17 protein-coding genes are annotated in these 13,526 nt (G+C 64.7%); 4 read left to right on the top strand and 13 right to left on the bottom strand.

From position 1 onward, the window contains the following. Positions 1-34: 34 nt before the first annotated feature. A complete protein-coding gene (locus DK842_RS07120; RefSeq protein ID WP_114060835.1) occupies positions 35-940 on the bottom strand; it encodes a LysR family transcriptional regulator in 906 nt (301 codons plus the stop codon). Positions 941-1,059: 119 nt separating this feature from the next. Between DK842_RS07120 and DK842_RS07115 the strand changes: the two genes are divergently transcribed. After that, positions 1,060-1,923 carry a pirin family protein gene (locus DK842_RS07115; RefSeq protein WP_114060834.1) on the top strand — a complete coding sequence of 288 codons (864 nt, stop codon included), beginning with the start codon at positions 1,060-1,062 and terminating at the stop codon, positions 1,921-1,923. Between the two features lie 108 nt (positions 1,924-2,031). Next, positions 2,032-2,652, top strand: coding sequence for an isochorismate family cysteine hydrolase YcaC (ycaC, locus tag DK842_RS07110; RefSeq protein ID WP_114060833.1), 621 nt, complete (start codon positions 2,032-2,034; stop codon positions 2,650-2,652). A 58-nt stretch (positions 2,653-2,710) separates the two neighbouring features. On the opposite strand, the gene DK842_RS07105 is transcribed toward ycaC, so the two are convergent. The 9 genes from DK842_RS07105 to dapC form a co-directional block, all read right to left on the bottom strand. Then, complete coding sequence (locus tag DK842_RS07105) at positions 2,711-3,049, bottom strand: zinc ribbon domain-containing protein YjdM (RefSeq protein WP_114060832.1); 339 nt, start codon at positions 3,047-3,049, stop codon at positions 2,711-2,713. Between the two features lie 83 nt (positions 3,050-3,132). Continuing rightward, positions 3,133-3,939 carry an MlaA family lipoprotein gene (locus tag DK842_RS07100; RefSeq protein ID WP_114060831.1) on the bottom strand — a complete coding sequence of 269 codons (807 nt, stop codon included), beginning with the start codon at positions 3,937-3,939 and terminating at the stop codon, positions 3,133-3,135. Positions 3,940-3,941: 2 nt separating this feature from the next. Then, complete coding sequence (locus DK842_RS07095; RefSeq protein ID WP_114060830.1) at positions 3,942-4,229, bottom strand: STAS domain-containing protein; 288 nt, start codon at positions 4,227-4,229, stop codon at positions 3,942-3,944. Next, positions 4,229-4,858, bottom strand: a complete 630-nt coding sequence (locus tag DK842_RS07090) for an MlaC/ttg2D family ABC transporter substrate-binding protein (RefSeq protein ID WP_114060829.1) — start codon at positions 4,856-4,858, stop codon at positions 4,229-4,231. The genes DK842_RS07095 and DK842_RS07090 overlap by 1 nt, the downstream gene beginning before the upstream one ends. A gap of 70 nt (positions 4,859-4,928) precedes the next feature. Beyond that, positions 4,929-5,396, bottom strand: a complete 468-nt coding sequence (gene mlaD, locus DK842_RS07085) for an outer membrane lipid asymmetry maintenance protein MlaD (protein WP_114060828.1) — start codon at positions 5,394-5,396, stop codon at positions 4,929-4,931. Between the two features lie 11 nt (positions 5,397-5,407). Continuing rightward, complete coding sequence (gene mlaE, locus DK842_RS07080; protein ID WP_114060827.1) at positions 5,408-6,193, bottom strand: lipid asymmetry maintenance ABC transporter permease subunit MlaE; 786 nt, start codon at positions 6,191-6,193, stop codon at positions 5,408-5,410. After that, positions 6,186-7,004, bottom strand: coding sequence for an ABC transporter ATP-binding protein (locus DK842_RS07075; RefSeq protein WP_168191837.1), 819 nt, complete (start codon positions 7,002-7,004; stop codon positions 6,186-6,188). The genes mlaE and DK842_RS07075 overlap by 8 nt, the downstream gene beginning before the upstream one ends. Before the next feature lie 347 nt (positions 7,005-7,351). Further along, the gene (gene dapD, locus DK842_RS07070) at positions 7,352-8,173 is read right to left on the bottom strand and encodes a 2,3,4,5-tetrahydropyridine-2,6-dicarboxylate N-succinyltransferase (protein ID WP_114063657.1); all 822 of its coding nucleotides are present in this window, start codon (positions 8,171-8,173) and stop codon (positions 7,352-7,354) included. Positions 8,174-8,240: 67 nt separating this feature from the next. Continuing rightward, positions 8,241-9,446, bottom strand: a complete 1,206-nt coding sequence (dapC, locus tag DK842_RS07065) for a succinyldiaminopimelate transaminase (RefSeq protein WP_114060826.1) — start codon at positions 9,444-9,446, stop codon at positions 8,241-8,243. A gap of 53 nt (positions 9,447-9,499) precedes the next feature. On the opposite strand from dapC, the gene DK842_RS07060 reads away from it, so the two are divergent. Together DK842_RS07060 and DK842_RS07055 are read left to right on the top strand one after the other, a co-directional pair. Further along, complete coding sequence (locus DK842_RS07060; protein ID WP_114060825.1) at positions 9,500-10,417, top strand: DMT family transporter; 918 nt, start codon at positions 9,500-9,502, stop codon at positions 10,415-10,417. A gap of 19 nt (positions 10,418-10,436) precedes the next feature. Next, the gene (locus DK842_RS07055) at positions 10,437-11,012 is read left to right on the top strand and encodes a GNAT family N-acetyltransferase (RefSeq protein WP_114060824.1); all 576 of its coding nucleotides are present in this window, start codon (positions 10,437-10,439) and stop codon (positions 11,010-11,012) included. Between the two features lie 48 nt (positions 11,013-11,060). Here the strand turns inward: DK842_RS07055 and DK842_RS07050 are convergent, their stop codons facing one another. From DK842_RS07050 to DK842_RS07040, 3 genes are all read right to left on the bottom strand, one after another. Next, complete coding sequence (locus tag DK842_RS07050) at positions 11,061-11,567, bottom strand: hypothetical protein (protein WP_114060823.1); 507 nt, start codon at positions 11,565-11,567, stop codon at positions 11,061-11,063. Positions 11,568-11,923: 356 nt separating this feature from the next. After that, on the bottom strand, positions 11,924-12,142 hold the full coding sequence (locus DK842_RS07045) for a SlyX family protein (RefSeq protein WP_114063656.1): 219 nt from the start codon (positions 12,140-12,142) through the stop codon (positions 11,924-11,926). A 10-nt stretch (positions 12,143-12,152) separates the two neighbouring features. Further along, positions 12,153-13,466, bottom strand: coding sequence for a Na+/H+ antiporter family protein (locus DK842_RS07040; protein ID WP_114060822.1), 1,314 nt, complete (start codon positions 13,464-13,466; stop codon positions 12,153-12,155). Positions 13,467-13,526 lie beyond the last annotated feature (60 nt).

Here is a 13,526-nt window from a genome sequence, read left to right as displayed (position 1 = left end):
CCGCGCGCCGGATGGCCGCGGCGTTTTTCTTTATTCAGTCTTCTTCCAATGCGGCATAGCGCTCGGCCAGATAGTCGATCAGCGCCCGTACGACCGGCAGCAAACCTCGGCGAGAGGGAAATACCAAATGGATGATCTCGCGCCGCGGCGGCCAATCCGGCAGCAGCCGGATCAAGCGTCCGGCGTCGATATCCTGCTGCACCATGAGCAAAGGCAGTTGGGCGATGCCGATTCCGCGCAGCGCGGCGTGCCGCAATGTGGGCATGTCGGTGGTGACCAGACGCGGCGCGTGATGGAGCATCACAACCTGGTCGCGGGGGCCGTGCAGTTGCCAGTGGTAGGTCTTTTGCGGACTGCTGCGGATCACGCTGGGCCAGCCCTGAAGATCGGCCGGCGACAAAGGTGGGGCGTGGCGGGCCACGAGTTCCGGGCTGGCCACCAGGCATTGGCCGCGGTCCGACAGCACCCGCATCACCAGACCGCTGTCTTCCAGCGGCGGGGGGCGCACGCGTATGGCGACATCGATGCCTTCCGCCATGACGTCGACGCGGCGGTTGCTGGCTTCAAGTTGCACGCTGATGTGCGGATGCAGGGCCATGAAATCGGCCAGCATGGCGCCCGCATGCATGTGCAGCAGGCCGATGGGACACGTTAGCCGAATCAGGCCGCGCGGCTCGGATTTGAGCGCGGAAATGGCTTCCAGCGCCGCTTCGGCCTCCGTCAGCATGGCTTTGCAGCGCTCGTAAAACATCTGGCCAGCTTCGGTGACGATGAAGTGGCGGGTGGAGCGCTGGATCAGGCGAACCTCCAGGCGCGCTTCCAGCGCGGCGACATGACGGCTGAGTTTGGACTTGGGCATGCACAATTTGCGCCCGGCCGCGGCGAAGCCGCCGCACTCCACCACCTGGGCGTAGTAATACAGATCGTTCAGATCGTTCATCGGGGAGATATCGTTCTATTTTTGGAACATTGTAATGCCATTTGAATGGCTTCCGCATTGTTTCGAGGGGAAATATGATGTCTGCAAACGGCGAAGCGCCGGATGCCTAGGAGCCGCAAATGAAACAACTGCTCGGAGTGTATTCCCCAGGCCGGCCGCACTGGGTCGGCGATGGATTTCCGGTGCGCACTTTGTTCAGCTATCGCAGTCACGGCAAGCAGCTCAGCCCATTTTTATTGCTGGATTACGCGGGGCCCGAGACCTTTCCGCCCGCGACATCGCCGCGGGGCGTCGGCGCGCATCCGCACCGCGGCTTCGAAACGGTGACCGTGGTGTATCAAGGCGAAGTGGCGCATCGAGACACAACAGGGCATGGCGGCACGATAGGGCCGGGCGATGTGCAATGGATGACTGCCGGCAGCGGCGTGCTGCATGAAGAGTTTCATGGCGAGCGTTTTTCCCGCGAAGGCGGCGAGCTGGAAATGATCCAGCTGTGGGTCAATTTGCCGGCGGCGAGCAAGATGGTGGAACCGGCGTATCAGGCGATTGCGGCTGCGGCAATTCCAGTCGTGCCGTTGCCGGGCCAGGCTGGCAGCCTGCGGGTGATTGCCGGGGAGCACGCCGGGGTCAAAGGGCCGGCCAATACTTTCTCGCCGTTGCATTTATGGGACGTTGCGCTAAACCCGGCCAGCCGCGTGGAGCTGGAGCTGCCAGATGGGTGGAACGGCGCGCTGGTGGTGAGGCAGGGCGAGGTGTCGGTGAATGGCGAGGCAAGCGCCGGCTATGGCCAGATGGTGGTGATCGGCGGCGAAGGGCGCGGATTGGCGATCTCAAGCGCCGCTGGCGGCCAGTTGTTGTTGCTGAGCGGTAAGCCGCTGGACGAGCCTATTGTCGGCGAGGGGCCTTTCGTCATGAGCGACAAGGAACAATTGGCGCAGGCCTTCGCCGATTTCGAGGCCGGCCATTTTGGCAGGATGGCGTAACACTCAGGGCGAGATTCGCCGCGCGCGGCCGGATGGCGGCATCGGCGCAAGCCTTTCAAGCATGACCGGCCGAGGGCCGGGTGATGACACACACGAAGGAGAATTCACATGACCAAGAACTATATCCGTCTCGACAAGCACAACGCCGCCGTGTTGCTGGTGGATCATCAAGCCGGCTTGTTGTCGCTGGTGCGGGACATCGCGCCGGACGCTTTCGTCAACAATGTGCTGGCGTTGGCCGATGCGGCCAAGTATTTCAAGCTGCCGACGATTCTGACCACCAGCTTCGAAAACGGCCCGAACGGTCCGCTGATGCCAGAGCTGAAGGCGCGCTTCCCCGATGCGCCCTACATCGCCCGTCCTGGCCAGATCAATGCCTGGGACAATGAGGAATTCGTCGCCGCGGTGAAGGCGACCGGCAAGAAGCAGCTGATCATCGCCGGCGTGGTGACCGAGGTGTGCGTGGCTTTCCCAGTGCTGTCCGCCATCGAGGCCGGCTACGAAGTGTTCGTGGTGACGGATGCCTCCGGCACCTTCAACGACCTGACCCGTCAGGCGGCCTGGGACCGCATGTCCGCCGCCGGCGCCCAATTGGTGAGCTGGTTCGGCGTGGCGGGCGAGCTGCATCGCGATTGGCGCAATGACATCACCGGCCTGGGGCAGCTGTTCGCCGCCCACATCCCGGACTACCGCAATCTGATGACCAGCTACGCCAGCCAGCAGAAATAAGCCGGGGAAGAGGGTTTGACAGACCAAGGGCGGCTGAGCCGCCCTTGGTCTTTCTCGATCAGGCTTTCTTCACGAATTCGGACTTCAGCCCCATCGCGCCGATGCCGTCGATTTTGCAGTCGATGTCGTGGTCGCCGTCCACCAGGCGGATATTCTTCACCTTGGTGCCCACCTTGACCACCAGCGAAGAGCCCTTGACCTTCAGGTCCTTGATCACGGTGACGCTGTCTCCGTCCTGCAGCACATTGCCGACGGCGTCGCGCACCACGCGCTGCTCTTCGGCCGACGCGTCCGCTTGCTCGTTCCATTCATGAGCGCATTCCGGGCATACGAACATCGCGCCGTCCTGATAGGTGTATTCCGATCCGCATTGGGGACAGGCGGGCAGTTGGCTCATGGTGATTCCTGACTGTGAAAGATGAAAAAACAAAGCTGCCGCTCCGGGAGGAACGGCAGCGGCATGCTTGCATGCGTAGACGATTATTGCGCGGCGGAGGCGGCGACGGCCGCCGGCTCCGAAGCGGCGGCCTTGCGCTCGCCGGCGGGAGCGGAGCTGTCGCCGCCGCTCATCAGATCGTCCAGGTTGAAGTTGTCCACCGGCTGGGTCGGGTCCGGCTGCCCAAGCTGTTTGGCGCGCAACTGCATGTAGAGATCGCGGGTGTAGCTGTAGCGGTCCACCGCGGCGGTGTCGAGCAGGCTTTCCGCGCCCAGGTACCTGGCGCGGGTGCTGATGCCGTAGACGCTGTAGAAGGCGATGGCCTCGTTGGTGTTGTGATAGACCAGCTTTTCCGGACCGGGACCGGCCAGGGAGGTGGCGAGGCCGGTGCTGTCGCGCACGGTGGACGGGCCGAAGAAGGGCAGCACGAAATAGCTGCTGCTTTTCCAGCCCCAGGCCGACATCACGTCGCCCAGCGAGGTCTTGTTGTTCTTCAGGCCGGCCGGGGTGGCCACGTCGATCAGGCCGAACAGGCCGAAGCCGGTGTTCATCGCCACGCGCATGAAGTCGTTGGCGGCTTTTTCCGGCTCGGCGCGCAGGATGTTGAAGGCGAAGCTGTAGACATCCTTCAGGTTGTCGAAGAAGTTGCCCACGCCAGTGCGGATCGGCGACGGCACGACGGTTTGGTAACCCTGCGCCACCGGCTTGATCACCCACTGGTCGGCCTTGTCATTGACCGTGAACATCGCGCGGTTGTACGGCTCGTACGGGTCGTAGGCGGTGGTCGGGTTGCTGGCGCAGCCGGCCAGAGCCAGCAGGGTGGCAGCGGCCAGGAGTTGGACGGGGCGCATGGTTAGTCTCCGGCGCGAAGCAAAGGTTCGAGATCGTACAAGCCGGCCAGCGTGGCGAGGCCGGCGGGCATGCCGGACAGCGTCAGCGCGTGGCCGGCGCCCTCGGCGGCGCGGCGAGCCGACAACAGCAGCGCCAGGGCGGCAGAATCGGCTGACGTTATGCCAGACAAGTCCAGCCGCAGCGGGCCTTGCGCGGCCAACTGGGTCAGCGGGCGGACCAGGCCGGCGCAGCTGGCCATGTCGACGCGGCCGGCCAGGCTGGCCGCGCCCGGAGCGGTGACGTTCAGCATCAGCCCTTGCCCTTGACCGCCGGCGCGGCGGGCGCCGGGCCGGCATTCTTGTCCTGCAGCAGCTTGATCAGGCCGTCCACGCCGTTCTTGCGGATTTCCTCGTTGAAGCTGTTGCGGTACACGGTGACGAGGCTGGCGCCTTCCACGCTGACGTTGTAGATCTTCCAGCCCTTGTCGCCCTTGTACATCACGTAGTCCACGGCCACCGGGTTGCCGTTGCCCGGCAGGGTGACGCTGGATTTGACGGTGACGTCCTTGCCGCCGGCGGCGGCCACCGGGTTGGGCTGCACGTTGACCTGGGCGGTCTTGAAGCGGGTCATGGTGGCGGAGTAGGTGCGCACCAGCAGGGTCTGGAACTGCTGGGTCAGCTCATTGCGCTGCTCAGGCGAAGCCTGGCGCCAGCCCAGGCCGACGGCGAGCGCCGTCATGCGCGGGAAGTCGAACAGCGGCACCGCCACGGTTTCAGCTTGCTGGCGGATCTGCCTGGTGTTCTTGCCGTTGTCCTGCTTCAGGATGTCCAGCACCTGGCGCGAGCCGTCCTTGATGATGTCCACCGGCGTGTCGGCGGCCAGCGCCTGGGCGGAAGACAGGCCGAACATCAGACAGAACAGAGTAAACAGTTTCTTCATTGCGACATTCCATTTTCACGAGTCAGGCGGCACGCGGTGCCGCGAGGAGGGTTGGCCCCGTTTGCGACGCTTATTTGCTTGCGTCTTTGCCGGCGAATCCGGTCATGAACTTGCCAATCAACTGCTCCAGCACCAGCGCCGAGGAGGTGATGGTGATGGTGCCGCCGGGCGCCAGATTGGTTTCCGAGCCGCCTTGCTGCAGGCCGATGTATTGCTCGCCCAAGAGGCCGGAGGTCAGGATCGAGGCGCTGACGTCGTCGCTGAGCTGGTAGGTCTTGTCGATGTTCAGAGCGACGCGGGCGCGGTAGGTCTTCGGGTCCAGACGGATGTCCGACACGCGGCCCACCAGCACGCCGGCTTCCTTGACCGGCGCCTTCACTTTCAGGCCGCCGACGTTGTCGAAGTCGGCGTACACGACATAGGTTTGCGACGCGCTTTGAGGCGTCAGATTGGCCACCTTCAGCGACAGGAAGACGACGGCGGCGATGCCCAGGGCGACAAAGATGCCGACCCACAAATCAATGGTAGAGCGTTTCATTCGGTTTTTTCCTAGAACATGAAGGCGGTCAGCACGAAGTCCAGCGCCAGGATCACCAGCGCCGAGGTGACCACGGTGCGGGTGGTGGCGGCCGACACGCCGGCGGCGGTCGGGGTGGCGTCGTAGCCTTCGAACACGGCGATCAGCGTGACGGCGATGCCGAACGCCAGGCTCTTGATGATGCCGTTGACCACGTCGTAGTGCAGATCCACATTGCCCTGCATTTGCGACCAGAACGTCCCGGCGTCCAGGCCTATCATCACCACGCCCACCAGATAGCCGCCGAAAATGCCCACCACGTTGAACAGCGCGGCCAGGATGGGCATGGAAATCACGCCGGCCCAGAAGCGCGGCGCGATCACGCGGGCCATCGGATTGACCGCCATCACGCTCATCGCGTCCAGCTGCTCGGTGGTCTTCATCAGGCCGATCTCGGCGGTCATCGCGCTGCCGGCGCGGCTGGCGAACAGCAGGGCGGCCAGCACCGGGCCCAGTTCGCGCAGCAGCGCCAGCGCCACCATCGCGCCCAGCGCGTCGGCGGAGCCGAACTTGGCCAGCGTGGTATAGCCCTGCAGGCCCAGCACCATGCCGACGAACAAGCCTGACACCACGATGATGATCAGCGACATCACGCCGGCGAAGTAGATCTCGCGTATCGTCATCTGCAGCCGCAGCAGGCTCTGGCCGCTGTTGAGCAGGATGGCGGCCAGGAAGCGGACGGCGAAACCCAGCCGCCAGACGGCGTTGATGGTGGCGTGGCCCAGGCGACGCAGCGGCGAGGTCAGGAAATCAAGCATGCTCGCCTCCTTGCAGACCGAAATCCGCGGCCAGCGTGCTGGCCGCGGGGAAGTTGTAGTGCACCGGGCCGTCGGCCTCGCCGTTGATGAACTGGCGCACCCACGGCGAATCCGAACTGCGGACCTCGTCCGGCGTGCCCTGGGCGATGATCTGGCCGTTCGCGACGAACAGCACGTGATCGACGATGGCCAGCGACTGGTGAACGTCGTGCGTCACCATCACCGAGGTGGTGCCGAGCGCGTCGTTCAGCTTCTTGATCAACAGCGCGATCACCCCCAGCGAGATCGGGTCCAGGCCGGTGAACGGTTCGTCGTACAGCATCAACTGCGGATCGAGCGCGATGGCGCGCGCCAGCGCCACCCGGCGCGCCATGCCGCCGGACAGCTCGGCCGGCATCAGCTTCTGGGTGCCGCGCAGGCCCACCGCCTCCAGTTTCATGGTGACGAGGTCCCGGATCATGCTTTCCGGCAGCCTGGTGTGCTCGCGCAGCGGAAAGGCGACGTTGTCGGCGACCGACAGGTCGGTGAATAGCGCGCCGAACTGGAACAGCATGCCCATGCGGCGGCGGTGCTGGTACAGCTCGGACTGGCTCATCCGCGCGATGTCGCGGCCGTCCACCAGCACTTCGCCCGATTGCGGACGAATCTGGCCGGATATCAGCCGCAGCAGCGTGGTCTTGCCGCTGCCGCTGCCGCCCATGATGGCGACCAGCTTGCCTCGCGGCACGCTGAGAGTCAGATGCTTCAGGATGGGCCGGTCGCCGTAGGCGAAGCTGACGTTCCTGAATTCGATGAAATGGTCTGTGGACACGAAAATTCCAAACAGCTTGAAAGTGGGGCCCATCATCAGACCCCGCGAAGACGGCTAAATTCAACCGAGTTCGCCCCATGCGGCAGAGCGGGACCGCGCGGCGGGCGAGGAGATGCCGCTACTCTTGGGATGGCGGGCAGGGCCGGCCGGGATTTGCGGTAGCGTACTATCCGGTCTCGAATAGAGGGATTTTATAGCGTTGGCGAGTTTGCGCCAAATATCGCCATGTTACGGCGTGCAAAAGCGAGGCTTTTTAAATCTATCGTCATGAAAATGAGGATGGTGTGTTGCCATAATGGCACACCGGCCGCGGTTGCGGGGCCGCGCGGCCGGCGTGGGCGGAGGCGTTACACGCCGCGCAGCAACTCGTTGATGCTGGTCTTGCCGCGAGTTTGCGCGTCCACTTTCTTGACGATCACCGCGCAGTACAGGCTGTGGCTGCCGTCCTTGGACGGCAGGTTGCCGGATACCACCACCGAGCCCGGCGGCACGCGGCCATACATCACCTCGCCGGTTTCGCGGTCGTAGATCTTGGTGGATTGGCCGATGTAGACGCCCATCGAGATCACCGAGCCTTCGCCGACGATCACGCCCTCGACGATTTCCGAGCGCGCGCCGATGAAGCAGTTGTCCTCGATGATGGTCGGGTTGGCCTGCAGCGGCTCCAGCACGCCGCCGATGCCGACGCCGCCGGACAGGTGCACGTTCTTGCCGATCTGGGCGCAGGAGCCGACGGTGGCCCAGGTGTCCACCATGGCGCCTTCGTCGACATAGGCGCCGATGTTGACGTAGGACGGCATCAGCACGGTGTTCTTGGCGATGAAGCTGCCCTTGCGCGCCACCGCGCCCGGCACCACGCGGAAGCCGGCTTCCTGGAAGCGGGCCTGGCTCCAGTCGGAGAACTTGGTGTCCACCTTGTCGAAATAGCGGTTGACGCCGTCGTCCTGCACCGCGTTGTCGCGGATGCGGAAGGACAGCAGCACCGCCTTCTTCACCCACTGGTTGACCACCCAGTCGCCGCCTTGCTTCTCGGCGACGCGCAGGCGGCCGTTGTCCAGCTCGGCGATGACTTGCTCGATGGCCGCCTTCAGTTCCGGCGACACGGTGGCGGGGGTGATTTCGGCGCGGTTCTCGAACGCCTGTTCGATCAGGCTCTGGATCGGATGCATCTGGTTCAGTCCTTTGGCAATGTGAATCGAAGTCGTCATCTGTAATTCTGGGTCCTGTGGCGGGGCGTCACGCCGGCATCGCGGCGCGCTGCGTCTGGGTGAATTCTACAATCCTTTGCGCGGCGGCTACGCATTCCTCTTGTCCCGCCACCAGCGCGATGCGGATATAGCCGCGGCCGGGGTTGGCGCCGCGGGCGTCGCGGGCGAGGAAGCTGCCCGGCAGCACCGTCACGTGCTGCCGCTCGAACAGCGCGCGGGCGAAGGCGACATCGTCGCCGCCGGGCACTTTGGCCCACAGGTAGAAGCCGGCGTCCGGCATGCCCACCTCCAGCACCGGCCGCAGCAGCGGCAAGACGGCGGCGAACTTGGCGGCGTAGGCCGCGCGGTTGGACTCGACGTGGGCCTCGTCGTTCCAGGCGGCGATGCTCGCCGCCTGCACCGTCAGGCTCATCGCGCTGCCGTGGTAGGTGCGGTAGAGCAGGAATTTCTCCAGGATGGAGGCGTCGCCGGCGACGAAGCCGGAGCGCATGCCGGGCACGTTGGAGCGCTTGGACAGGCTGGTCAGCATCACCAGCCGCTCCAGGCCGCGGCCCAGCAGACGCGCCGCGGACAGCCCGCCCAGCGGCGCTTCGTCGAAATAGATTTCGGAATAGCACTCGTCGCTGGCGATGACGAATCCGTAGCGGTCCGACAGCGCGAACAGCCTTTCCCAATCCGCGAGGCCCATCACCGCGCCGGTGGGGTTGCCGGGGCTGCACACGATGAGCAGCTGGGTTCGCGCCCAGACCTCGTCCGGCACGCTGTCCCAGTCCGGCTGGAAGCGCCGGGACGCCTCGCAGTTCAGGTAGTACGGTTCCGCGCCGGCCAGCAGTGCCGCGCCCTCGTAAATCTGGTAAAAAGGATTGGGAGAGACCACCACCGGCTTGCGCTCGCCGCTGGCGTCCACCAGGCATTGCGTCAGCGAAAACAGCGCTTCGCGGCTGCCGTTGACCGGCAGCACCTCGCGCGCCGGGTCCAACGCCACGCCGTAGCGGCGTTCCCCCCAGCCGGCGCAGGCCTGCCGCAGCGCCGGCGCGCCTTGCGTCGCCGGGTAGCCGGACAGGCCGGAGAGGTTGGCGCACAGCGCATCCTTCACCAATTGCGGCGCCGGATGCTTGGGCTCGCCCATCGCCAGGCTGATGTGCGGCAGCTCGTCCGGCGGCAGGCAGCCCGCCAGCAGCGCGGCCAGGCGCTGGAACGGGTAGGGGTGCAATTGGTCCAGGCGGGGATTCAACGCGGTTCTCCATCAAAAATCGGCACAGGCAATCGATCATCTTAAGAACAGCCATGACACCTGTAAAACAAAAATTTCTCGCCACCAGCGGCATCCTCACCACGGCGCTGGTGTGGGGACTGATGTGGTATCCGTTCCGCAGCCTCAACGCTCAGGGCGTCAGCGTGCCCATGGCCTCGCTGGCGATTTACCTGATCACCATTGCCGCGGGCCTGGCGTTGTTTTTCAATCTGTATCGCCGCCAGTTCCGTTTCGAGCCGGTGTTGGTCTTGCTGACCCTGCTGTTCGGCTGGTGCAATTTCAGTTACACGATGGCAGTGGCAGAAGGGCAGGTGATGCGGGTGCTGTTGTTGTTCTACCTGTCGCCGCTGTGGACCGCGCTATTGTCGCGGTTGCTGTTGCACGAGCGGCTGACCCGCAGCGGCTGGGGCGTGGTGGGCTTGTCGCTGCTGGGCTGCGGCGTGTTCATCTATCGGCCGGAGCTGTTGTCGGGCGGTTTGCCGCTGACCCATGGCTATGAGTGGCTGGCGCTGACGGGCGGCATGGCCTTCGCGCTGGGGAATGTGGTCAGCCGCAAGGCGCAGGGCATACCGGTGCCGGTGAAGTCGGCGACGGTATGGTTCGGCGTGGCGCTGATCGGGGCGGTCAGCCTGCTGAGGAGCGGCGATCTGCACAGGATGCTGGAGATCCCCGCCGAAAGCTGGCTGCTGCTGTGCATTTTGGGGGTGGTGCTGCTGTGCACCAGCGTGATTTCGCAGAATGGGGTGTCCATCCTGCCGGCCAGCCAAGCGATGACCTTGATGCTGATGGAGCTGGTGTTCGCCGCGGTGTCCGCCTACCTGCTGGCCGGCGAGCGGATGTCGGCGCAGGAGTGGCTGGGCGGCGCGCTGATCGCCGGCGCCAGCCTGCTGTCGGGAAAGATGACCCATCCGGTTCCGCGCCATCGCGCCTCGCCGCCTGCCGGCGCATGACATGAATACAGGAGACAGGATGCAGATCCGACCGATGACGCCGGGCGACTTCGCCGCGTTCTGGCCGATTTTCCGCGATATCGCCGCCGCGCGCGAAACCTACGCCTTCGATCCGGACATGGGCCAGGAGGACGCGCGCGCGCTGTGGTTCGAGGCGCCGCTGGAAAGCTGGCTGGCCGAAGAGGATGGCGCCATCCTCGGCAGCTATTTCCTCAAAGCCAACGCTGCCGGGCCTGGCGGCCATGTCGGCAATTGCGGCTACATGGTGGCGCCGGCGGCGCGCGGCAAGGGCGTGGCGCGGGCGATGTGCGAGCATTCGCAGCGCCGGGCGAGGGCGCGCGGCTTTCTGGCGCTGCAGTTCAATAGCGTGGTGGCCACCAATGAGGCGGCGGTGGCGCTGTGGCAGAAGCTGGGTTTCGACATTGTCGGCCGGCTGCCGCGCGCATATCGCCACGCCGCGCATGGGCTGGTGGACTGCCTGGTGATGTACAAATGGCTGGAGGACGAGCCGCGGCTGGCGATGCCGGAGCCGGTGAGGCTGATAGGGCGCAAGAACATAGAAGCGACGGTATCGCGGCGGCGCAAGCGGGAGTGACGGCGAAACCGCCCCGCGGCGGCAGCCGGCGGGGCGGAGGACTGCGGTTTACAGGCTGCTCAGATACTGTTGCAGCGCCTTGATGTTGTTTTCGTAAGCGGCCGGGGTGCCCAGCTCGACGCCGCCGCTGCGCACGTAGTAGGCGAACGGCACGCCGCGGGTGTCGAAGAAGGGCAGGAAGTCGTCCGGCTGCAGCGTGCTGCCGTTCAGGCCGATCGCCCAGTTTTGCGACTTGTAGTGGTTCAGCTGGGTGATCACGCCGTGCACGGCCAGGCCTTCGGAGCTGCGGATCAGCGCGACGTAGTGGTTCAGGGTGTCGATGTTGATCTGGTAGGCGGACGGCTCGCCGACGCTGACGCCTTGCGAGCGCACGTAGTAGGCGAAGGGCAGGCGGCGTTCGGTGAAGAAAGCCAGAAATCCGTCCGGCGCCAGGTTGTCGCCGTTCAGGCCGATCGCCCAGTTTTTGGACTGATAGTCCTTCAGTTGGCTGATGATGCTGTTGCTGGCTTCGATTTCCTTCTTGGCCGGTACATTGACTGCGGTGATCTGGCTCATGACAGCGCTCCTGAGATTGATGGTTGACAGGAAAAGCGGACTGCGTAGGTATCCGAATCGATAGTCTTCATGCATGCCATCCAGCGGGCGGGTCGAAAACGGCGATCAGGCGAAGCGAGAGTAACGCGAGGGGCGCAGGGAAGGAACTGACTGTTTTATCAGCAGTTTTGTGGAATATATGTGCTATAAAGATCAGGCAATTGAAATCCTGTTTCAATTGCTTTGCATTTTTTAGTATATGTCACGATTGGTTGCGCGCAGGTCTTTTCGCCCGCGGGATTGGGCCAGGAGCCGCTGGCGACAGCCGGAGACGCGCCTGAGGCAAAGCGGGCCGGCCCAGGCGGCATCCGCGGTTATCAGTAATGCGGCGGAATGTCGTCGCGCGGCGACGCGCCGGGGCCGTCGTCAGGCTGGGCGTTGCGGAACTGCTGATACAGCAGGCGGATCTGCTGCTGCAACAGGTCGATTTCTTTCTGCTGGCGGGCGACGGTGGCGTTGAGCGCGTCCAGAAGCTCGTCCTGGAAGGCGAGGCGCACTTCCAGCGCCTCCATGCGGTTATCGGTATTGGCGTCCATGTCCGCCATTCTACAACACCATCGCCGCGATCCAACCCGCCGCCAGCAGCGGCAGATTGTAGTGCAGGAAGGTGGGCAGAACGGTGTCGCGGATGTGGTCGTGCTGGCCGTCGGCGTTCAGGCCGGAGCTGGGACCCAGCGTGGAGTCGGATGCCGGCGAACCAGCGTCGCCCAGCGCGCCGGCGGTGCCGATGAGGGCGACGGTGGCGAGCGGCGAAAAGCCCAGGTGCAGGCACAACGGCACGTAGATGGCGGCGAGGATGGGCACGGTGGAGAACGAGGAGCCGATGCCCAGCGTGACCACCAGGCCCACCGCCAGCATCACGAAGGCGGCCAGGCCGCGGTTGTCGTCGAACAGGCCGGCGCTGGCGCTGACCAGCGAGCCCACTTCACCGGTGGCCTTCAGCACCTCGGCGAAGCCCTGGGCGGTGATCATGGTGAAGCCTATCATCGCCATCATCTTCATGCCTTCGTTGAACAGTCCGTCGGCATCCTTCCATTTCACCACCCCGGTGGCCAGGAACAGCAAGAAGCCGGCCAGCGCGCCCATGATCATGGAGTCGGTGTACAGCTGCACCGAGAAGGCGGCGGCGATGGCGGCGAAAGCGGTGGCCAGCGACTTGCGGCTGACGCGGGCATGGGTGCGCTCGGCGTTTTCGATCTTGCCCAATGAGTATTGGCGTGGCTTGCGATAGCTGACCAGCACCGACCAGACCAGGCCGGCCACCATGCCCAGCGCCGGGATGGCCATCGCGTGCATCACGTTGATGCCCTCCACGCTCATGCCGGCCTTGGCGATGTTGCCCAGCAGGATCTGCTTGAGGAAGATGTCGCCGAAGCCCACCGGAAACACCATGTAAGGCGTCACCAGGCCGAAGGTGATCACGCAGGCGATCAGCCGGCGGTCCAGGTGCAGCCGAGCCATCGCGTACAGCAGCGGCGGGACCAGCAGCGGGATGAAGGCGATATGTATCGGCACCAGATTCTGGCTGGCGACGCTGACCGCGCCCAGCAGCAGGATCAGCGCCCATTTCAGCTTGCCCTTGCCGTCGCTGTGTTCCAGGCGTTTGACGGCCAGATCGGCCATCGCGTGCGGCAGACCGGATTTGGCGATGGCGAGGGCGAAGGCGCCCAAGAGCGCGTAGGACAGCGCCACGGACGCGCCGCCGGTGATGCCGTTGTTGAAGGCGGCGAGGGTGGCTGACAGCGGCAGGCCGCCGGCCAGGCCGCCGATCAGGGCGCCCAGCAGCAGGCTGATGACAACGTGGGTGCGCAACAGCGCCAGGGTGAGCATGACGCCCACGGCTAGGACAACGGCATTCATTTGTATAGACAAATCAGTGACTTATGCGCGTCTGCGCGGGCCGGGCAGGCTAATGGATTT

Source organism: Chromobacterium phragmitis, assembly GCF_003325475.1.
In the GTDB taxonomy this organism is placed as follows: Bacteria; Pseudomonadota; Gammaproteobacteria; order Burkholderiales; family Chromobacteriaceae; genus Chromobacterium; species Chromobacterium phragmitis.
The sequence above is the reverse complement of the archived record's forward strand: the minus strand, read 5'-3'. Positions and strand labels throughout refer to the sequence as shown.

What these genes read in the sequence shown, in the direction of transcription:
- DK842_RS07120 (WP_114060835.1), bottom strand. Translation starts at nt 940, where the DNA reads ATGAACGATCTGAACGATCTGTATTACTACGCCCAGGTGGTGGAGTGC.
- DK842_RS07115 (WP_114060834.1), top strand. Translation starts at nt 1,060, where the DNA reads ATGAAACAACTGCTCGGAGTGTATTCCCCAGGCCGGCCGCACTGGGTC.
- ycaC (WP_114060833.1), top strand. Translation starts at nt 2,032, where the DNA reads ATGACCAAGAACTATATCCGTCTCGACAAGCACAACGCCGCCGTGTTG.
- DK842_RS07105 (WP_114060832.1), bottom strand. Translation starts at nt 3,049, where the DNA reads ATGAGCCAACTGCCCGCCTGTCCCCAATGCGGATCGGAATACACCTAT.
- DK842_RS07100 (WP_114060831.1), bottom strand. Translation starts at nt 3,939, where the DNA reads ATGCGCCCCGTCCAACTCCTGGCCGCTGCCACCCTGCTGGCTCTGGCC.
- DK842_RS07095 (WP_114060830.1), bottom strand. Translation starts at nt 4,229, where the DNA reads ATGCTGAACGTCACCGCTCCGGGCGCGGCCAGCCTGGCCGGCCGCGTC.
- DK842_RS07090 (WP_114060829.1), bottom strand. Translation starts at nt 4,858, where the DNA reads ATGAAGAAACTGTTTACTCTGTTCTGTCTGATGTTCGGCCTGTCTTCC.
- mlaD (WP_114060828.1), bottom strand. Translation starts at nt 5,396, where the DNA reads ATGAAACGCTCTACCATTGATTTGTGGGTCGGCATCTTTGTCGCCCTG.
- mlaE (WP_114060827.1), bottom strand. Translation starts at nt 6,193, where the DNA reads ATGCTTGATTTCCTGACCTCGCCGCTGCGTCGCCTGGGCCACGCCACC.
- dapD (WP_114063657.1), bottom strand. Translation starts at nt 8,173, where the DNA reads ATGCATCCGATCCAGAGCCTGATCGAACAGGCGTTCGAGAACCGCGCC.
- DK842_RS07060 (WP_114060825.1), top strand. Translation starts at nt 9,500, where the DNA reads ATGACACCTGTAAAACAAAAATTTCTCGCCACCAGCGGCATCCTCACC.
- DK842_RS07055 (WP_114060824.1), top strand. Translation starts at nt 10,437, where the DNA reads ATGCAGATCCGACCGATGACGCCGGGCGACTTCGCCGCGTTCTGGCCG.
- DK842_RS07050 (WP_114060823.1), bottom strand. Translation starts at nt 11,567, where the DNA reads ATGAGCCAGATCACCGCAGTCAATGTACCGGCCAAGAAGGAAATCGAA.
- DK842_RS07045 (WP_114063656.1), bottom strand. Translation starts at nt 12,142, where the DNA reads ATGGACGCCAATACCGATAACCGCATGGAGGCGCTGGAAGTGCGCCTC.
- DK842_RS07040 (WP_114060822.1), bottom strand. Translation starts at nt 13,466, where the DNA reads ATGAATGCCGTTGTCCTAGCCGTGGGCGTCATGCTCACCCTGGCGCTG.